At 54.0% G+C, this 19,402-nt stretch carries 15 protein-coding genes; 4 read left to right on the forward strand and 11 right to left on the reverse strand.

Going from position 1 to position 19,402, the window contains the following annotated elements:
* Positions 1-60: 60 nt before the first annotated feature.
* The 4 genes from AC5DDB_RS15105 to hslV all read right to left on the reverse strand — a co-directional run bounded on the left by AC5DDB_RS15105 (position 61) and on the right by hslV (position 6,226).
* Positions 61-1,881 carry an aldehyde ferredoxin oxidoreductase family protein gene (locus tag AC5DDB_RS15105; protein WP_491740567.1) on the reverse strand — a complete coding sequence of 607 codons (1,821 nt, stop codon included), beginning with the start codon at positions 1,879-1,881 and terminating at the stop codon, positions 61-63.
* A gap of 159 nt (positions 1,882-2,040) precedes the next feature.
* Positions 2,041-3,474 carry an alkaline phosphatase D family protein gene (locus AC5DDB_RS15110; RefSeq protein ID WP_491740568.1) on the reverse strand — a complete coding sequence of 478 codons (1,434 nt, stop codon included), beginning with the start codon at positions 3,472-3,474 and terminating at the stop codon, positions 2,041-2,043.
* Between the two features lie 66 nt (positions 3,475-3,540).
* Positions 3,541-5,373, reverse strand: a complete 1,833-nt coding sequence (locus AC5DDB_RS15115) for an arylsulfatase (protein ID WP_491740569.1) — start codon at positions 5,371-5,373, stop codon at positions 3,541-3,543.
* 280 nt (positions 5,374-5,653) lie between these two features.
* Complete coding sequence (hslV, locus tag AC5DDB_RS15120; protein WP_491740570.1) at positions 5,654-6,226, reverse strand: ATP-dependent protease subunit HslV; 573 nt, start codon at positions 6,224-6,226, stop codon at positions 5,654-5,656.
* A gap of 229 nt (positions 6,227-6,455) precedes the next feature.
* Here hslV and AC5DDB_RS15125 point away from each other — a divergent pair, with 229 nt between their 5' ends.
* On the forward strand, positions 6,456-6,881 hold the full coding sequence (locus AC5DDB_RS15125; RefSeq protein ID WP_491740571.1) for a SufE family protein: 426 nt from the start codon (positions 6,456-6,458) through the stop codon (positions 6,879-6,881).
* A gap of 47 nt (positions 6,882-6,928) precedes the next feature.
* Positions 6,929-8,182 (forward strand): aminotransferase class V-fold PLP-dependent enzyme, encoded by a 1,254-nt coding sequence (locus AC5DDB_RS15130; protein ID WP_491740572.1) that lies wholly within the window; start codon positions 6,929-6,931, stop codon positions 8,180-8,182.
* An 81-nt stretch (positions 8,183-8,263) separates the two neighbouring features.
* Here AC5DDB_RS15130 and AC5DDB_RS15135 read toward each other — a convergent pair whose 3' ends face one another.
* Both AC5DDB_RS15135 and AC5DDB_RS15140 read right to left on the reverse strand, forming a co-directional pair.
* A complete protein-coding gene (locus tag AC5DDB_RS15135; RefSeq protein ID WP_491740573.1) occupies positions 8,264-9,043 on the reverse strand; it encodes a hypothetical protein in 780 nt (259 codons plus the stop codon).
* 70 nt (positions 9,044-9,113) lie between these two features.
* On the reverse strand, positions 9,114-9,659 hold the full coding sequence (locus tag AC5DDB_RS15140; protein WP_491740574.1) for a hypothetical protein: 546 nt from the start codon (positions 9,657-9,659) through the stop codon (positions 9,114-9,116).
* A 327-nt stretch (positions 9,660-9,986) separates the two neighbouring features.
* On the opposite strand from AC5DDB_RS15140, the gene AC5DDB_RS15145 reads away from it, so the two are divergent.
* Positions 9,987-10,487, forward strand: coding sequence for a type II secretion system protein (locus AC5DDB_RS15145; protein WP_491740575.1), 501 nt, complete (start codon positions 9,987-9,989; stop codon positions 10,485-10,487).
* Between the two features lie 22 nt (positions 10,488-10,509).
* Here the strand turns inward: AC5DDB_RS15145 and AC5DDB_RS15150 are convergent, their stop codons facing one another.
* Complete coding sequence (locus tag AC5DDB_RS15150) at positions 10,510-11,139, reverse strand: ANTAR domain-containing response regulator (RefSeq protein ID WP_491740576.1); 630 nt, start codon at positions 11,137-11,139, stop codon at positions 10,510-10,512.
* A gap of 189 nt (positions 11,140-11,328) precedes the next feature.
* Between AC5DDB_RS15150 and AC5DDB_RS15155 the strand changes: the two genes are divergently transcribed.
* Complete coding sequence (locus AC5DDB_RS15155; RefSeq protein WP_491740577.1) at positions 11,329-13,278, forward strand: PAS domain-containing sensor histidine kinase; 1,950 nt, start codon at positions 11,329-11,331, stop codon at positions 13,276-13,278.
* A 27-nt stretch (positions 13,279-13,305) separates the two neighbouring features.
* On the opposite strand, the gene AC5DDB_RS15160 is transcribed toward AC5DDB_RS15155, so the two are convergent.
* The 4 genes from AC5DDB_RS15160 to AC5DDB_RS15175 all read right to left on the reverse strand — a co-directional run bounded on the left by AC5DDB_RS15160 (position 13,306) and on the right by AC5DDB_RS15175 (position 19,395).
* Positions 13,306-14,814 (reverse strand): alkaline phosphatase family protein, encoded by a 1,509-nt coding sequence (locus tag AC5DDB_RS15160; RefSeq protein WP_491740578.1) that lies wholly within the window; start codon positions 14,812-14,814, stop codon positions 13,306-13,308.
* Positions 14,815-14,922: 108 nt separating this feature from the next.
* Positions 14,923-15,594, reverse strand: coding sequence for a PH domain-containing protein (locus tag AC5DDB_RS15165; protein WP_491740579.1), 672 nt, complete (start codon positions 15,592-15,594; stop codon positions 14,923-14,925).
* A 316-nt stretch (positions 15,595-15,910) separates the two neighbouring features.
* Entirely contained in the window at positions 15,911-16,801 is an 891-nt protein-coding gene (locus AC5DDB_RS15170) for a transglutaminase family protein (RefSeq protein WP_491740580.1), read from the reverse strand.
* Between the two features lie 29 nt (positions 16,802-16,830).
* On the reverse strand, positions 16,831-19,395 hold the full coding sequence (locus AC5DDB_RS15175; RefSeq protein WP_491740581.1) for a circularly permuted type 2 ATP-grasp protein: 2,565 nt from the start codon (positions 19,393-19,395) through the stop codon (positions 16,831-16,833).
* Positions 19,396-19,402: the final 7 nt, after the last annotated feature.

Genomic DNA, 19,402 nt, shown 5'->3' on the forward strand with positions numbered 1-19,402 from the left:
ATATGGACACATGACCTTAAACTTTGTCTATATGCTCAGGCAGTTGCAGCTTACCTTCGTTCACATATTTGCAAGGTCTGATTCGATCGATGCTACCAGTTCGCTGGGCAACCAGCCGTCGGGAGTCCAACCTCGTTGCGTGTTGTAGGTTTCGATCAATGCAGCAAGTTGATCCGCCTGCAATTGGGCGCCTGCACTGGCTCCGTCTTCCAAAGGTTTTGTTAAGAATCGCGCGGGGAGCGTGTCCTCAGCGGGCGTCCAGCCTTGCCGAATGTTGTAGAGCTTCTTTGCACTCACGATTCGTTGCGCGATTTGCTTCAGCTCGTCGGCTGAGATCTTCCATCCAGTCACAGGACGTAGCAGTTCCGCAATTTCTTCGAGCCGATCTTCGAAGATTCCTCGAATGAACTTGCAAAGAATTAGCGAGTCGAACACGGCAGCTTCGTCTTCTGTTTGAATCGCCGGTTCAACCGCTTCTGAACCGATATGCATTCGTTCGACCTGCGTCGAAAAGTCGACTTGATATGCCCCGGAACGGTTGTGGTCGGCTCCCCGTGTGCCGACTGCAAATCCGAGCGCCATCGTTTGCATGGCTCTGGGCTCGTAACCGGGAATCTCCAAACCTTTCACGTGGGGAGCAAATTCAATCGCTTCGGGACCGATGGATTCCGCAAGGTCTCGGGTTCCTCGTCCCAATTCCTGACCGATACCGGTTTGCCGTCCGATGTCGTGAATAGCGGCAATTAAAGCCTCTCCATTGCCGAAGCGAAGTTCCGGATGAGTCCACAATCCGCGTTCGGCACACTCCATCGCGAAGGCGATTGTGCCGCCGGTGCTAATGGTATCTAAGCCGTATTCATCACATAGTCGCGAAGCTTGAAGCACAACTTCCGGGTCGGAAATTCCGCACAATGGACCCAAAGCAAACAGGTTTTCGTACTCCATGCGGACACCGGGATCTGTGTCTTCATCGCTCTGTGTGCGGTAGATATGTTCGCAGCCGATCGTGCATGCCGCACAACTGGCCTGAGTCTTTTGACGGGTTGCGTTGATCGTTTCCGGAGCGAGTTTGACGGATTCAGGAAACGTGCCCGATTGAAAATTCCGCGTTGGCAACATGCCCAGTCGATTGAACGTCAGCAGATTGGACACAGTTCCCAACTCCCGGTATTTCGCGGTTGCCGGGCCAAACGATCGTCGCGATAGTTCCCGACTCAACTGGATTAGTTCCTCCGAGTTCGCCCACGTGGTGAGCCGATTTCCACGAACGCCGATGGCTTTGATCCGTTTCGAGCCCATCACCGCGCCGAGTCCGCCACGGCCGGCATGACGGCCTTCATTTGAGATCGTTGCAAACGGCACGAGGTTTTCACCGGCCGGACCGATGGCAGCAAATCGCCATGTGGTGCCGAATCGGTTAGCAAGCATCTTCTGTGTATGTGGCAGTGATTGCTGTGTAAACTCTGGCACGCTTTCGAATCGGACGCCAGATGAGTCGATCAAAATTGTCGAAAGCGATTCCGCCTGCCCGACAAGCACAATGGCATCGTACCCCGTTTTCTTGCCAGAGATCGCAAAATGTGAGGACGATAGAGAGTCGTTGATTCGATTCGTCAGCGGCGATTTAGCGAGAACCGCAAACTTCGCGGATGTCGTCAACGGGCTGCCCACCAACGGGCTGAAAACGAAGATCAACGGGGCGGTCGGCCCGAGGGGGGCTTGATTCGGCTGCGACTCACGCAGGAGTAACCAAGTTCCCAACCCCACTCCGCCGATATACCGTCGCAGCACAGCCAAGGGGATTGGAAGAACCTGCGTAGATTGTCGACTTACGTCAATTCGCAAGTATCGACCGTGATAGCCAGGGATGCTTGATGTCATATGACGATTGTAGCAGATCGAGGTCATCTGCACGCCAATGACGCAACGCGCGAAACATGTACCCTCGACTTTTCGATGGTGCGACTTTTCAGATGCGGAGCCTCGGATGGCTTGCAGAAAAAGCCATCCTGTAAAGATCCGCGGGCAGTTTAAACGACGTTATTTCTGTGGTTTTCTAGTTTTGGTGACCTGGTAAAGTGACTCGCCTTCGTCGTTTCGAAAGTCGATTGTCAGGGCTGGTGTCGGGGCAATCTTGACGTAGAGAAAGCCGCCTGATGGTTCCGCGTAGTGAAAAGGTTGCTTGATCTTGCCTTCGGGATCCGTGCTGTTCTTCGTGCCCGGCCACGAACCGCTAATGGCGTTTTCATCGTTAAGGGCCCCGCATGAGAACTCTTCGATTCCTTGCGGGTGAATACTGTGGTACTGCCAATGTCGATCGCCACAGAATACCATCACGTTTTCAAGTCCGTTGGACCGTAGCCATTCGAAGAACGAATCTGCTTCATGACGGAAACCGCCTAAGTTTGCATGATTGTCTTTTTTGTTTTTCGAGTCTGGGCCAACCATCGGCGTCGGGGAGATCAGGATTTTCCAGGTGGCATCGCTTTCCAGCAGTGTTCGCTGCAGCCAGTCCCGTTGTTCTTTGCCCCAAATGGATTTCTCAGGGCCATCCTCCATACGGTTGGGCGAACGATAGTCACGTCCTTCGAGAAACCAAAGTTGCACATGTTGATGAACGCGGTGAGTTCGATAGGTCGGTGTGTCTAAGTCGCCAGCTGGCAGGATCGGCATTTGTTCGCGGAACATCGCAATCCCCGTCTCTGGCGTTGGCTTGCGATCGGACCTCAAGTCGGAGTCGTTAAAGCGGTAGTCATGGTCGTCTTTGGACCAATACGCCGCTGTCTGACCATAAAAGTCGACGAGTCTCGGCAAGCGAAATTGTTCGTGCCATTTGCGTCGCAACTCCGGTAGTGTTTTCGCAGCTGTCGTTGCGGGGTGATCGTAATAGACAATATCACCCGTCCCGATGAAGAAGTCCGGCTTGAGTTTTCGCATCTCTGTATAGGCTGGGTAACCGAGCTTGCGGTCTTCCGCAGGAGCAAGCTGACTATTCGAGTTTTTGCCGTACATGAAGAACGCATAGTTCTGACAGCTCCCCATGATGAACGAAGTTTGCACATTCGAGTCGACTGATGGAAGTGTCTTAAACTCGCGAATCTCACCGATCTTAGCCGTGGATTCATCGGACCCGAAATGCAGTCGGTAATAGTATGTTGTTCCGGGTTCCAACTGTTTGAGCTGTGTCCGGATAATATAGTCATTCTTAGCGGTTGCTCTTAGCCATGGTGTGCGTTTCGAGGGTTTGAAGTCACGGGATGGGCTCCACTCGAAACAACCCACACCGCTAGCACCTGGGATGTCTCCGGTTGGGTCAAGATCTGGTCCTGGAATGGCAGTAAGACGAGACTGCAATAGGACGGTTGTAGTAGTAGGCTCACCGGCAAACTCGCCTTGAGCGTGAAACACGTCCGCAGCAAACGCAACTGATGTCTCAAACCCAAGCAAAATTAGTAAGTAAACAATGTGCTTCATTGATGTTTCCTAGTTGACTCGTTGTTTCGAAGATGTATCGAGTGAAATAGAACTAGCAGATCGCGTTTAATTGATTCGTTCGACATAGACGTAATAGGCACCAATGAGCGGGTTGTCGTCGGCATCTAGTAACCAGGTTTGCAAGGTCGTTGGTCCCGCGTTCAAGTTGAGACGGAAGTTCACAGATTTGCCATCAGGTTGAGGTTTTGCACTTTGATCGACGCCTCCGATCTCGATTCTAGCAGATGCAATCGGCAGGGCTTGTCCTTTGATATATTGTCCGTCGGTCACTTTGGTCGCCGGGACGCCGGCGTCCAGTTGCAGGCCACTTTCGCGTGGCCAACGTCTAAGCTCAAACTGATAAGTACCTGGTTCTGCGACCGTGAGTTCCCAAGCACCGTTCTTGCGAACCCCACGCCGGATTTGAATTTGCTGATCGACAAAAACATCCAGCCATTCGCATGCAGTTAGCATCATCGGGTTCTCAGCTTCATGACCGATGATGACCCGTTGCGGTTCGAGCACATCGTCCTTAACTTCATCCCACCATTTGTTGAGATGCCCTCGCATCTTTGCGACCACTTCGGGATGTTCGGCAGCAACATTGACATTCTGGTGCGGGTCGGTCCGCAAATCATAAAGACGTTTGTTTTCTAAGAATCGCCAATGCTTCCATAAGACCGCTGCACCGTCCCGGTGCGGAATTGCCGGGTTCCCTCGTGTGTATGACACCCGAAACTGCGGCATTCGACTGTAGTTGATTACTAACATACGGTCTTTGATATTGTCCTGCTGATTTCTGAATAACGGTGTCAGAGTGACTCCATCAAGTTCGTGAGGAACAGACTCGATTTCCGCGAGGTCTGCTAGTGTCGGCAATAGGTCTTGCACATGCGTTAGTGTATCGATGTTGCGAGGATTACCTAGATCACCGTTCGGCCAACGAATGAAGCATGGCACTCGATGACCGCCTTCCCACAGTTGAGTTTTGTGTCCTCTCAAACCGGCATTGAAGTAGGAGTCGCCGAAAGTGCTGCCGTTGTCGGTTAGGAAAACAACAATCGTATTGTCTAATAGATTATTCGAAGTTAGAAACTCATCGAGTTTTCCGACATTGTCATCGATGTTCGCACCCATCGCCAGAAAACTAATCAGAGATGCTCGTCGATCAGGTGTTAGATCTTTAAGCACCTCAGGATTACTAGCCAGAACTTCGCGAACAGAACTCCGATAATGGTCGGGAACGAAGTGCGGCCAATGGGCTGCATTTAACGGAATGTAAGCGAAGAATGGTCGGTGCTGATCCGACTCGCTTTTGATCCATTCCATTGCTTCGCGGAAAAAGACATCGGTGCAATACCCTTTGAATTTCTTCCGTTTGCCATTTCTGATGTAGGTGTCGTCAAAGTAATCGTTGTTCCAATAGTCTGGCACGCTATTGATATGCGATGATGCAAACCACAATGCCTCCTCGAATCCGCGATCTTCGGGGCGGAATGGGTAGTTGTCGCCAAGGTGCCATTTGCCAAAGATTCCCGTTCGATATCCGGCAGACTGAAAAACATTCGCGATAGTTTTGAGTTCCGGTCGCAATAGAGTCCGTCCACTACTCACGTTGATGGCACCGTTGCGAAAGGCATCCAATCCGGTGAGTAGCTGGCCGCGCGTAGGGGTACACATTGGCGAGACGTGAAAGTCCGTCAATCGGATGCTTTGAGAGGCCAGTTGATCAATGTGAGGCGTCTGGGCGATCGGATTTCCATGACAGGAAAACTCCCCGTAGCCTTGGTCATCCGTCATGATCACGATGACATTCGGACGACCGTGCCCATCGGCAGAGAACACGTCATTCGCAGGAAGCGCGAATAGCACGGTCAACGCAATAGCGGAAGCGAGCATAACGAACCCGTATGACGATCGCGGTGTTAGGGCCGATTTTGGCGGGCGTTTACTGGGACACATTGGCGGTTCTCCGTGGCTGCGTAAAGTGTGGGACCACAGTATCAACGGAACCGAACGGGAGTTCAACATCACCCTCTGATCAGAGTGACGGCACGAACCGGTAAGCCGGCGAAGCGGCATCTTTGATCAGTAAGCGCTTGAAGAAGTCGCGCAAACACACTTCATTTTGGAAGTGGGGCGGGATCTCCAAGAATCGACAAGGTCTCGATGCGAGCGATTAGTCGTCGCTGGGAAGTTCTTCGATGATAATGGATTCGTTCGTGAATACATCGATCTCGGCGGCGATACGCAGGCCTTCGCGAACGATTTCCGCGGCTGGTAGTTCAGTGTGACGATCAAGAGCGCGGGCGGCTGCGGTTGCGTATTGTCCACCAGAGCCAATTCCGACGATTCCATCGGTTGGTTGCACGACGTCGCCGTTGCCGGAAAGCAGGAGAGTCCGTTCCTTATTCGCGACGATCATCAACGCTTCGAGACGCCGCAGTGCGCGGTCGGTCCGCCAATCACGGGCCAATTCGGTGGCAGCCCGGGTGATGTTGCCAGGATAATCTTTCGCCTTCGTTTCGAAACGTTCCAATAACGCAAACGCATCGGCAGTCGATCCGGCGAAACCGACGAGGACGCTTCCATCGAGCACTCGGCGGACTTTCCGTGTGTCGGACTTCATTACGGTGTTGTTAAATGTCACTTGACCGTCTGCGCCGAGTGCGACCACTCCGCCGCGTCGAACCGACAGGACGGTCGTCGACCGCCAGATATCTTTTTGTTTCCGCCGTGAATCGTAAGACATGAATGTGTCCTGCCGGTGCGATGCGATTTCGTTTGTTCCAAACTAGCGATTTGCATGAGCCTCGGCAACTAACGAAATTCAGCCTGCAAGGCGATCGGAGGGAGGAAAATCGTTCGGACCGGCGATCGAGGAACGACTGGCCCTTGGACCATACCGTCAGCCTGCCTAGAATGCAGACATGCAGAACAATCAATTAGCGAATCCTATTGAACGAGATCGAATTGCACCCATGTCGGATATGACAATCGAGGAATTAATCGAGGAATTCGAATTCCTGGGTGATTGGGAGGAGCGGTGCGATTACCTCATCGATATGGGGTTCGAACTGCCCGAAATGCCTGCGGAAGCGAAGACCGAACAAACTCGCGTGCACGGGTGTCAGAGCAACGTCTGGTTGATTACCCGAGTCCGACCGGATGGCGAACGCAAAATTATCGATATCATCGCCGACAGTGACGCGATGATTGTCAAAGGCCTAATTGCCGTACTGTTGACTCTCTATTCCGGCAAGACCGCAGAAGAGATTCTTGCGATTGAGCCCCGCGATGTGTTCCGTCAATTGGGTTTGGATCGTCATTTGAGTTCGGCTCGAAAAAATGGATTGAACGGAATGGTTCAGCGAATTCGCGAGCTGGCTACACAGGTCGTGGCATAGTTCGGTTGCGAGTGTCAGGCGACTTTTTCTCCTCAATGTCAATAAATATGTCCTCAATTACGTCTGCTGATCTCGATATTGATTCGATTCGAGCCGAGTTTCCGATCCTGGGAAAGCCGCTGCCGAAAGGCATGTTGCCGGTCTATCTCGACAATGCTTCGACGACGCAAAAGCCGCGATGCGTGATCGAGAAGGAACGAGAAGTCCTAGAAAACTATTACGCGAATGCGTATCGCGGCGTTTACAAGTTTGGGGCTCTTGTCGATGACGAATTGGAAGCCACGCGCGAGAAAATTCGACAGTTTATCGGGGCAGACGATGTTTCGGAGATTATTTACACCTCCGGGACGACCATGGGAATTAACCTGGTGGCCAACGGATGGGGGCGGAAGTTCCTGAAGCCCGGTGACGAAATTCTGCTGACAGAAATGGAGCATCACGCCAACCTCGTGCCTTGGCAATTCGTTGGTCAAGCAACGGGAGCGACCGTCAAGCTGGCGTCTTTGACAACGGACGGCCGAGTCGATTTGGACTCGTTCACAAACTTGCTTAGCGAACGCACGAAGGTGGTTTCCATCACTGGTATGTCGAACATGCTAGGGACGATGCCACCAATCGCGGAAATCACAAGGAAGGCTCATGCGGTCGGGGCGGTCGTCTTGGTTGACGGTGCCCAAAGTGTTCCGCACGGAGCAACTGACGTGCAGGCATTGGGAGCCGACTTTCTGACCTTCTCCGGGCACAAGATTTACGGTCCTACGGGAATTGGCGTGCTCTATGGGCGACGAGAGTTGCTCGACAGCATGGACCCGTTCCTCTGTGGCGGACACATGATTTCCCAGGTCTTCGACGATCACAGCACTTGGGCCGAACCCCCGGCAAAATTCGAAGCCGGTACCTGCCCGATTACGCAGGCAATCGGGCTAGGGGCGGCGATTGATTTCGTTGAGAAGATTGGTTTCGACGCCATTCATGCACACGAGCAGGCCTTACTCGAATACGCGACCAAACAACTGAATTCGATTCCTGGAATGAAGATCTACGGTCCGTCACCAGAACACAAAGGCGCGATTTGCAGTATGACGGTCGATGGGATGCATCCCGAGGACATGGCCAATCTTTTAGATCGGAAAGGCGTGTTCGTCCGACATGGGCACCACTGTACGATGCCTCTGCATTCGAAACTCGGTCTGACTGCAACGACTCGGGCGAGTTTTGCGATCTACAATACCAAGAGCGAAATCGACGCGTTAGTCGACGCGATTCACTTCGCTCGCAAACGCCTGCGATTGACCGACTAAACCGTGTGCCGCACGTTCACAAGCCAGACACGCTAACACGTCAAACACGAGTTGCGACGTCTTGGCTTGTGGTGGGAACTCTCAATTTCCGATCGTGTTGGCCGGTACTTGATCCACCGTCTTCGGTGGTGTCGGGATGGCTTCGAATGTGTCGAAGCGATTGTCGTCGTTGCGATTATCCGAACGCCGATTCTTTGGTGGAGTGGACGGTTGGAAGTCGTGAGTTGGATTGTCCTGTGGTGGAAGAGACTCGAAAGTACGACCATTCGGGGCAGCGGGTCTCGGGGAATCATGACCAGAGGTCGCCGGAGTGTCGTCCTGATAGGTGGGAGTTCCACTTGGGGGAACCGGTGTGAGCCTCCCTGGCGGATGCGGACGATGTGCTCGCAAGTTGCGGATTTCTTGTCGTAATTGTTCGACTTCATGTCGCAATTCTCGGATCACTTCGATCAACTCACGCTGCGACTGTTGCGGACCAGGGAAGTGTTCCTCACGAAATTCTGGGCGAGGATGATCTCCCGTATGCGGCCGGTCCGCACGTGGCGGATGTTGATCGTCCCGACGTGGCGGTTGTTGATCGTTCCGACGCGGCGGATGTTGACGGTCAGCGGAACGCCGCGGACGTCTCTCCCGATTTCCGCGTCGGCGTTGGTCTTGGCGGTTTCGATCTCGACGCGGCTCACGATTGCGGAACTCTTCCGCCTGGAGGGAACGGGTATTCCCGCCACTCAGCGGCAGAACACCCAATGTCGTTACCAATCCGATGGAAATCATCACTGTCAGCAGGAACGACCACGAACCCATTCGTCCGTATCGTCGACTCACCAAATTCGAACGCAGAATCTGCTGTGTTGAGTTCATGGTCTCTCCGGTTACTAGAAATGAAGGTGGTTGTGTTCCTGAAGGCCCAGTTACGATCGCATGTGGGCGATCAATGACCTCCGGTGGAATCGGTTGCAGGTTCCGCAGCGGTCGTCGATTCCGCGGATGGCGTGGGTGCAGGTTTCTTTGGGTGTGGGATGTTCATCGCCACAATCACGATGGAAATAATCACGCCAAGTGTGCCGATCCACATCATCGGGCTGGGTTCGGCTTTCCCTCGATAAATCCAAGCGCTGACCAAGGCGTTGATCGAGACGGCTCCACCGAACACAATTGGCATCACCAATCGAGAGTCACCCTTGGAGATCACTAACGCACTCGTCAGACACAAAGCTCCGAAGGCGCCCAAACAACCTGCCAGAAAACCCCATTGCAGCGAGGGCCATTGGTCCCCTTTGAAGGAGAAGTTGTCGCCCTTCATCGACATCACAATCGAGCCACCAATGATCGCGATGACTAAGTAAGCCAAACCGATGCCCAAGTAGGGTTTGAATCCGCTGTATGCACCGATCGGGCTCCTGGCTTTGCCCAAAGTCGGCCCATAGATCCCCCAGAACAAAGCGGTTCCCATAGCGAAAATAATCGGGTACTTCATCGAATGTGTTCCTTCGGTGTCCGGTCAGGCGGGAAGTCCTGAGTCAAGAATCATCCCGCCAAGTTGAGTTTTTCCGCGATATCGTATCGGTTTGCAAGGGGATCGACTAGTGTCCTACGCACTCGGACGCCAGTCCGGTTCGAGCGATTGATTGGATTTTCCGGGATTTCCAGAATCCGCATGAGGTTTCCCGTTCGCCACACGCGGTTTCCTTTTGACAACGACACGTCGGCGTGTAGGTTTGCGCAACGACTTCGAAATCGGTGTGACCGGTCCGACAGGAAACGGTTACGTTGCCCCGCCAGGTCTCTCGGAAGGATTCCATTGATGGCTACAAGTCCATCTCGTCGACATCGCGGATTCACACTGGTGGAGGTCCTGATGCTCACGGCGATTTTCGGTGTCTTGGCTGCCGGGATCCTGCCTCAGGTCGCAAGTCGAAAGTCCGACGATCTCGAACAAGCCGCCAGGACGCGGTTGCGTGTGCTCCGGCAACAGATCGAACTGTATGCCCAAGAGCATCACGGGAAATACCCCGCACAGTCCCGCGTCCGTCCAAGCGATTTCGAAGACGCTCTGCTCTTCTCGAGCGATGCGGATGGAAATCTGGGAGCGGTTGGCACAAAGCCATTCGGTCCGTATTTTGTGCACCACGTGCCCGCGAATCCGTATACGGATTCCAGTCGCGTGAAGATCGTCGACGACGTTTCGGCAGCACGCTCCGACGATAGCCCGCTCTACGGTTGGTTCTACAACCCCAAAACCGGCGAGATCAAAGCCAATACCACGGCCACGGCCGACGATGGCACACCGATCGACGAACTATAGTTGGTGTGCGGTGGGGCGAGCGTTAGCCGAAGGCTTCGTCGGCAGTAATGATACTGCTTGCGACCTCAGCGAGTCGCTGACGTTTGCTGCTCGCGAGCTTTTGGAGTTTGCGGTAGGCTTCTTCTTCCGAAAGCTGACTGCGACGCATCAAAATTCCTTTGGCCCGTTCGACGGTTTTTCGATCGACAAGTGCTTGCTTCAAGTCTTGAACTTGGCCTTTGAGTTCCTGAAACTCTCGAAACCGCCGGATGACCAAGTGGATGGTCGGCTTGAGCTCTTCCTTGCAAATCGGCTCAACGAGATACGCCATCACATGGTCTTGCAAAGCCCGTTCGACGTCTTCCACACCCGTTCTCGGAGTCACCAATATCGCCGGAAATTGCTGGTCGTTGACTTCATTGCATCGAATGAGGGCATCGACGCCGTTCATGTCGTCCAACTCGAACCCGGCAAAAACGACATCCGGGGCCTGAGAGGACTCTCGGCACAATTCGATGAGTTCGCTGCCACGCGTGACAACGCCGATACACTCATGACCCGATTCCCGTAAGCCGGCGTCAAGGAGGTCTCGCGTGTCACCATCGGAATGGGCGACCAGAACTTTGAGCGAGCTGCTCGTTGACTTTGAACGGTCTTGAGTGAGAGTTGTCATGGGCAACCGGAGTAAGGGCTCATTTTTTGACAGATAGTAACAATTCCCGCCGCGCTTGGTATAGTACCATGAGAAAAATCCAAGCGGCAATGTTACCGTGAAAAGTCATTCCGCCAGATTGCGGTCGGTTTTGTCCTTACCAATTACGAACTAAGCGATCTTTTCGCACTCCCGCAGGACCAGCAATATATGTGGGACATTTTGTATCATGGTCTGTCTGAGGTAGACGCCAAAGCTGTCCAACGGAGTGTGGCGCCACCGCAGGGGCTTCCGGTTCGGTTGGAGTATTGTCGGACCTGGGAGGCGGTCGAAGCGCTTTGCGAACGTGAGTTCGAGTTCGACGTCATGATTTTGGACAGTCGCGTTTCGGAACCGAAAGTCATTTTGGAGCGGCTTCTTCGTTTGCAGCCTGGTTCCTCTGTCGTTGTCGTCAGTCATGAGACCGATCGGAACCACGCGGCCGAGTACCTGCGAATCGGCGCTCATGAAGTAGTCCATCAATCGGAGCAAACGGGTTCGTCGTTGCAGCGGGCCATCAATCAAGCGATCGAACGCAGTCAACTCCAACGGGAATTGCAACATCTTTCTTCAATCGTCGAGGCGACTTCGGATTTCGTCGGGACCTTTGATCTTTCCGGCCGCATCATCAGTTTGAATGAAGCGGCGAAGCAAATGTGTGGGATCGATCGTCAGTGGAATGTCGCGCGAATGCGGATTGAGGACTTTTATCCGCAGTGGGCATTGGATCAACTTTTGGAGGTCGGAATTCCAACAGCGAAGAAGACCGGGCTTTGGCAGGGAGAATCGGCGTTGAAGCGTCCGAACGGTTCCGAACTGCCGGTCTCGCAGCAGATCATCGCCCACCGGTCCGCGAACTGTCAGGTGAAATACCTCTCCACTGTGATGCGTGATGTCAGTCAATTCAAGGCGGTGGAAGCCGACCTAAAACGGGCCAAGGCACAGGCAGAAGAAGCGGACAACGTCAAATCGCAATTCCTCGCTCATATGAGTCATGAGTTACGCTCTCCATTGACGGCAATTCTTGGGTTTTGCGATGTGCTGCAATCGCAAACCGATATGAGTCGCCAACAGGAAATTGCCGCGACGATCCGTCGGAACGGAACGCATCTGCTCGAGATCATCAACGACATTCTCGATCTCTCGCGGATCGAAGCCCAGATGCTGACAATTCGAGTCGAAGAAGTGTCGACGGTCCGACTGGTTCAAGAACTTTGCAGTCTGTTGGATATTCGTAACACGACCTCGCAGGATTCGTTTGCGGTCGTGATCGAGAACCCGGTTCCTGGCCGATTGAAGACCGACCCGCTCCGACTGAAACAGATTCTCGGGAATTTGCTCGGGAATGCCTTCAAATATGCGGCTGAGGGACGGAAAGAACTTCGCCTACGAACACTCGAAGATGGTCAAATTGCGTTTGCGATCCGCGACCACGGGCCAGGTATCCCCGAGGCGGAGTTGCAGCAGATTTTCGTTCCGTTCTCTCGGCTTGAGCAACACGAGGAAGGTTCGGTGTCGGGCACTGGGTTAGGACTTGCGATCGGTCGTCGACTGGCGACTCTATTGGGAGGCGAACTAACGGTCGAGAGCCAAGTCGGCGTCGGGACGACTTTTACGCTGGTCTTGCCTGCCTCGTGTGTGGGAGAAGGTGAGACCATTGATCATATTCCCACCGAAGTCGCTCCACCTCGGGAACAACCAACGCCAGCACCAACGATCAACGAAAGTCAGGCGATGAGCAGAATCCTCGTCGCCGACGATCGACGGGATGTCTGGCGTGTCGTCGAACACTTCCTGAAAAAAGCCGGTTTCGAATCGGTGATAGCGGCGAACGGTCGCGAAGCGATTGAGAAAATTACAGTCGCTATGAGTGAGAATCGCGGCTTCGATGCGGTCCTGATGGACATGCAAATGCCTGTGCTCTCAGGTTACGACGCCGTCCGCGAGTTACGGTCACAGGGCTTTCGCCAACCGATTATCGCATTGACTGCCAGTGCCATGAAGGGCGATCGCGAGAAGTGTCTGGAAGCCGGTTGCGACGACTATCTTGCCAAGCCGATCGACGGACCGGCTTTGATGGAGAAAGTCCGTCAGATTCTCGATTCCGCACGTGCCGAATAACGTCGCTCAACATTCGCGACTCGGTGTTTACTCGCATTCGATTTGCAGAAGTTTTCGACAGATCCCAGCGACATCCACCGACCGGGGTAATTCTGGAAATTCAAAGTCAGCCGGAGCACCGGCAACGATCAGCGGTGAGGTCGAATCACCGGCGTGAAGGGTTCCATGGGAACCACCGGCATGTGGCTTGACGCCGGGCACCGTGAATTCCCACCCCGGGCTGGCGGTCACCCACACATCGCCGGTCTGCTCGAAAAATGCTCCGGCGATTCGTTCGAATGCGTTGGGATAGTCGCGGAACCCAAGAAGACCATCCTCACGGACCATCCCATCAACGGCGGTGAGGTCGCCTTCCCAACTCCACTCGCTACCACGCTCGTCCTGTCCGGATTCCTGGAACAGCGACGGGTCCGGTGAGAAAACAAGTGGATCGCACTGCGGGCTGTGAACATGATAAACCCATCCATCGTTCTGCGACGTTCGCCATAAAATTTGATCGATTTTGGGACACTGCTTCAGCGAACGGACAACTTGGGCGAGGTGGATGTCATCGTCATGGTGAGGTTGACGAAAGTAAATCTGGGCAGCGCGAAGATTCGTGCACACCATCAGATCTTCATGAGACTGCCAACTTCCGCCGGCCCGCACGAGCGAGAAGTCTTTGAGGACGTCATCGAGGTCGATTCCCGCTCCATCGGTTGACAGCGTGGACTGTGAGTGGTCGCCGGTCACTACGACAGCAACTTCTTCAAGCATTTTCTCCATGTCACCGTACTGAGCGAAGACCTGCCCGACCAATTCGTCGACGCTTTCTACGGTGTACACGGCCTCCGCAGGACCGATGGTGTGACTCTTGAAATCATTCTCCGGGAAATAGGCCAACGTAAAGTCTGGTAGACCAATCTCGCAAAGTTGGAGCAGAAATTCCCCGGTGGTCTCATCGCCCATGCCGAACTTATGCAGCGGGCCACTTGGCCCCGTCAATTTGCGATCCGTGTTCGGAATCGGTGATTGGACAAAATCCCCGAGATAACAAATCGTCGGTCCCGCAATCCGATCTTCCGGTTTCAATCCTGGGACGAGATTAAACAGAAATGGCGTGGCGAACTCGTGCGCAACGTCGCCGTGGAACCACATGTAATTTAAGCAAGCTGCCGTCAGGCCTTTGCGTTCGACTTGCTGATAGAGAGTTAGCGACTTGAGATGCTCGTGGTTGAGACGGAACTGGAAGTCTCGGAGGTATGTCGCCATTCCTTCCTGCCAAATCGCTTCGATATCGGAACCGAAGTAATTGATCTGTTCCGCCTCGCGGTCGTACCAGTACGCACCGGATATCTGATGTTCGCTCGGATACTTGCCTGTGATGAGGCTTGCCGTGGCCGCAGGTGTGATCGACGGAAAAATCGAAATCGACTGCCGATGCCAGCCGACTTCCGCAAGCCTCCGGAGGTTTGGCAACCGATTGTCTCGCCAAGCATCTTCGACAATGTTCGAACTCAAGGCGTCGATGACGACAAACAAGACCTTCTTTCGCATTGTTGAAAATCGCATTCTGACGAGACAGTTGAATGAAAATCAGGAAACAAGAAGCCCAGCCTCCGGTTTCCTGATGAAGGTATCAAACAGTCGCAGTCGTTGCACGTCCTACTGCAGATCGCGGATCACTTCCGCGACTTCCTCTGGATGAACGATCCCACGACACATGATTTCCAAATCATCTTGACCGGAACTTGAAATTGCCAAGTCCCCGACACCGGCGAGGCGTTCGTACATATTTTGGTCGACTTGGATGTTCCTCACATCGTCATGCTGAACTTCCGAGGTTTCTCGTGAGACGATGCCTTTCCGCATGATGGTTCGCTTGCTGGTTACGATCAGAGTCGTATAACGAACCTCCAACCACCATTTCAGGAACAACACTAACCCCGCCAACGTGATGGCCAAACTGATCACCCATTGGAACCAGTGAGTGAAAGTTAGCCAGCCACCAGCCGCAATCAAATCTCCGTTGAATAACGTCGTATTCACAATCCCAAGCGTCCCGACGACAACGATCGCAGCGTAGAATATGTAGCGGATCGGGTGTCGACGAAACATCGCCGGGTGAAGTTCTCGAAGCACGTTTTCTTCGCGTTCTGAATAGTCGACTCGCGGTGCCTCTGGAGTCGGCACATGGTCGACTTGGTGGGCTACCGGAACTTCAATTTGAATGGGGCTATCGCAACTGGGGCAGTCGACCACGGTTCCAATGACGTTATCGGCTACGGTAATTTCGTGGTGACAGACTGGGCATTCGTACGCGAAATCGGTTTGCATATCTATGGCTCCTGGTGCCGACTCAGGTCGGAAACGGCTCGAAAGTGCATAGGGCACTCAGCGAACTCAGCTTGTTGGCATGTAGTCAAGGCCACCAGTAGCGAATCCCGCGCCAAACCCTTGATGCGTGAATGTGCTTTTAGCGTTACCGGTTTCACAGTAACGGCTTACGGCGAATGATTCAGCGTCTCGCTTTGGTACGGCACAGGATGTTTGACCGAGTTTCGTTCGGGCTGGTCGATCATCGACCGTGTCGATCTACGACACGAAAATGCATGGCCGGCGGCTTAGAAGCATGAGAATCGTGGACCGACCGTCAGGACCCGACGTTCCACAACGGCTCAACATCGACAGAGACCTTCAAGGTATGTGGCCCACCGCCAATGTAGACACCTTTGACGGGCGTGATATCGCTGTAGTCGCGACCGTAAGCGATTGTGACGTGATCGTTTCCGACAAACACATCATTGGTCGGGTCTGCATCGACCCACGCCAATTCCTGGCCACACCACACGGAGACCCATGCGTGCGAAACGTCCGCACCCACAAGCCGTTGTTCTCCCGGAGGAGGAGCGGTACGCAGATACCCGCTCACATAGCGAGCCGGAAGTCCTAACGAACGTAGAATAGCCAGCATGACGTGAGCAAAATCTTGGCACACACCACGACGACTTTCGAAGACTTCATCGACTGTAGTACTCACGTGGGTCGCTTTGGTATCGAAGGTGAACTCTTCGAAAACGCGGCTGGTCAATTCCCGCAATCCGTCCCATAGCGGACGATTTGGTGTGAACGTTTTGGCTCCATATTCCCGAAACTTGTGGGCCTTAGAAACACGGGGCGACTCGAACACGAATTGGTAAGCCTCCAAAGCTTCCGGGGACTCCGCCGCCGCAACTTTACGCACCACCGCTTCCCAAGTTGGTGACGGAATCGGCGTCTGGGCGGCCGGTCGCATGACACGCACTCGACTTTGTGCTCGCACGGTCAATTCTTGGAAACCATCATGAAATGAAAAATGATGAATTTGATTGCCGAAGAAATCGATACGCTCGCTCATCGTCGCCGGGGGCGGATAAACACGCAGCCGACTCGATTCGCACGTTTGTACCGGCGAGGTTCGTGGAGTCAGGCACGCTTCGTTATGGCAGACCGACACCGACTGCGGATACGAATAACGCGTGATATGAGTGATTTGATATAGCACCGTACGGCTTTCCGAAGATGACTGACGACTTAAGACACAGGGCCCACGAATTCCTGCAGATGACGTGGCGGACCGGAGTGCACCAGGTACCGCCGAGTGAGCAGTGTCGACAGCGTCATCAGCTCATGTTCGACTCGCAAGAGCAGTTGGTTCAGTGAACGAGCCTGACCATCCTTCGATTCGCCCAACTCGTGGACGTCGGCCATACGGATGTGATGCAAAGCGGAAAGCACTGATTTTTGCTCCGCCGTTCGCGTCGCCTGTTTCCGATCTTTCGGAAGGTGGTCGACGTGTTCTTCGAGCATCATCAGCTGAAAGCCCAAACTACGCGGGTTGGTCTCGTCCGTCATGAGCAAATCGAGCACCGGCACGCGACGGATTCGCGACAGGTAACGTGTCCGATACGTCACGGAACTGTCTGCGACATCCAACACCGATTGCAGCAAGGGAACGAATTCTTCGGTGTGGTGAGCAAGCGTTTCTCGCAGGAGGGTCACCATTTGCAAACCGCGTTCGATCCGCCGCCCGATGTCCAGAAACCGCCAGGCTTGGCCACGGGTCATGCTGTCGGTCGCCAGACCGTAACACGATGCAATGTCGAACACCAATTGATTGAGATGGCTTAGCACATCGCCCAAGTCACGATCGGAATCAGTCGGGACACGACGAAAATGATGTTCCATGCGGTTCACCATTCGCCATGTATCGAGAGAAACACGATCCCGAACCAGTGACGCCAACCGTAACGTCCCCCGGACCGTCTGTCGGAGGCTCATGCGTTCTTCGTCCTCGTAGACGGCATTGAGCAAAACCTTCTGCAGAGCCGGCAACGTGTGGCTAAGCTCTTCGACGGCATATCCGGGTTCGATGAGTCCACGTGTTGCTAAGACTCGGACCCAGGCCGAAATTTCGATGTCGTTTTCCACACTGGCTTCCACTGTCAGCCGGTCGACAAGAAATCGAACGATTCGCGCGGAACTGTCGACCTGTTCGAGGTGCCGACCGAGCCAGTACAGATTGTCGGCAACGCGACTCGGCAACGCCGCACCGATACGTTCAAGCGGGATCTCCGTGTCGAGTTGGGGCAGTAGGGAAACGTGGGGCACGGAATGATCCGACAAAACCCAAGCGTCTTTGCTTTCATCTCCTGCTGCGATCGAAAGTTCGATCGGGTCGGGTGTGGACGATACACGAATAAGCCCGCCAGGCATGACGGAAAAGGAGTCCTCCGTCCGCACACCGAAAGTCCGCAACGCGATGTGTCCTTTGGCGAGTTGGCCGTCCCGCCATGTGGGAGCCGTCGATCGGACAATAGTCTCCTGAGCGACGAACTTGGCCGGGCTTTTCTTGATGCGATCGCGGAGTTGTGACTTCTCGGTCTCGGAAAGCCGGTTGACAATGATTTCCTCTCCGCCGCTCGGATCGAATGCCGGCTTGATGACAAGATTATCGAAATGATCGAGCACGTATTGGCGTTCTTTCACGCCATTACACCACCAAGTTGCGATTGATGGGAGCTTGAGTTCTTCGCCAAGCAACTCTCGGCACAACTGCGGTAGAAATGCCATGAAGACCGGCGACTCGACCAATTCGCTGCCGATCGGATTGACAATCGAGACGGTGCCTTTTCGGACACACTGGAGAAGTCCCGGAATGCCGATCGTTGACGTCCCGTCGAGTTCCAATGGATCGAGTTGCCGCTCGAAGACTCGACGAAAAATCACATCAACCGGCATCAGGCCGCCAAGAGTCTTCAGCCACACCTTATCGTCGCGGACAGCCAAATCGCCGCCTTCGACCAACGTGTACCCGAGATATCTTGCGAGAAACGCATCTTCAAAATAATAGGGGTCATTCGGGCCGGGGCTTAGAAAAACGACGTGGGGATTGTCGAGATTTCGCGGCGAGAGTCGCAGCAGTGTGCTTTGAAGTTGCCGAAAGAATGAGGCCAACCGTTGTACATGACAGTCTTGAATAAGCTGCGGCCAAGTCTGCGAGATAACCGTTCGGTTTTCCAAGGCATACCCACATCCGATTGCGGAAGCCGTTCGATCGGCCATGACCCACCAATTGCCACCAGAACTCCGCGCGAGATCGGCGGAATACATCGGAAGCGTCCAGGGGCGTGCGGCGGTGGCCATTCCGACGGCGGGACGTAGAAAATTTCGGTTGGCATACACGATTTCCGGCGGAAGGAGCCGACGATGCAGAAGTGAGCGCGGCCCGTACAAGTCCGCTAAAATCAACTGTAGTAGTTGACCACGTTGCTCGAGTCCGTCGCTCAGGGCGGACCAATCACTCTCGGCAAAAACCACCGGCAAGACGTTCAAAGTCCACGGCCGAATTCGGTCGTCTGAGTCGGGACGCACATTGAACGTCACGCCGTTCTCGTAGACCAGTTGATCTGCCAGCAGTTGTCGGCGGTCCAACTCTTTCAGCGGTTTCTCTTGCAGCGATTCCGACAACCGCTCCCAGTGGAGACGCAATTCCGCGTTAGCCGTCATGAACTCGTCATAGACGCCCGCTACGGATCGGTATTCACGAGACAGAAGGTCTCCGACAGCCGAATGTTCTGTCAGAACCGGCGAATTCATCGAGGTC

The sequence above is a fragment of the Thalassoroseus sp. genome (assembly GCF_984380535.1).

Excerpts from the sequence above, each read along its gene's own strand:
- AC5DDB_RS15105 (WP_491740567.1), bottom strand. The coding sequence starts at position 1,881 with ATGACATCAAGCATCCCTGGCTATCACGGTCGATACTTGCGAATTGAC.
- AC5DDB_RS15110 (WP_491740568.1), bottom strand. The coding sequence starts at position 3,474 with ATGAAGCACATTGTTTACTTACTAATTTTGCTTGGGTTTGAGACATCA.
- AC5DDB_RS15115 (WP_491740569.1), bottom strand. The coding sequence starts at position 5,373 with ATGCTCGCTTCCGCTATTGCGTTGACCGTGCTATTCGCGCTTCCTGCG.
- hslV (WP_491740570.1), bottom strand. The coding sequence starts at position 6,226 with ATGTCTTACGATTCACGGCGGAAACAAAAAGATATCTGGCGGTCGACG.
- AC5DDB_RS15125 (WP_491740571.1), top strand. The coding sequence starts at position 6,456 with ATGTCGGATATGACAATCGAGGAATTAATCGAGGAATTCGAATTCCTG.
- AC5DDB_RS15130 (WP_491740572.1), top strand. The coding sequence starts at position 6,929 with ATGTCCTCAATTACGTCTGCTGATCTCGATATTGATTCGATTCGAGCC.
- AC5DDB_RS15135 (WP_491740573.1), bottom strand. The coding sequence starts at position 9,043 with ATGAACTCAACACAGCAGATTCTGCGTTCGAATTTGGTGAGTCGACGA.
- AC5DDB_RS15140 (WP_491740574.1), bottom strand. The coding sequence starts at position 9,659 with ATGAAGTACCCGATTATTTTCGCTATGGGAACCGCTTTGTTCTGGGGG.
- AC5DDB_RS15145 (WP_491740575.1), top strand. The coding sequence starts at position 9,987 with ATGGCTACAAGTCCATCTCGTCGACATCGCGGATTCACACTGGTGGAG.
- AC5DDB_RS15150 (WP_491740576.1), bottom strand. The coding sequence starts at position 11,139 with ATGACAACTCTCACTCAAGACCGTTCAAAGTCAACGAGCAGCTCGCTC.
- AC5DDB_RS15155 (WP_491740577.1), top strand. The coding sequence starts at position 11,329 with ATGTGGGACATTTTGTATCATGGTCTGTCTGAGGTAGACGCCAAAGCT.
- AC5DDB_RS15160 (WP_491740578.1), bottom strand. The coding sequence starts at position 14,814 with ATGCGAAAGAAGGTCTTGTTTGTCGTCATCGACGCCTTGAGTTCGAAC.
- AC5DDB_RS15165 (WP_491740579.1), bottom strand. The coding sequence starts at position 15,594 with ATGCAAACCGATTTCGCGTACGAATGCCCAGTCTGTCACCACGAAATT.
- AC5DDB_RS15175 (WP_491740581.1), bottom strand. The coding sequence starts at position 19,395 with ATGAATTCGCCGGTTCTGACAGAACATTCGGCTGTCGGAGACCTTCTG.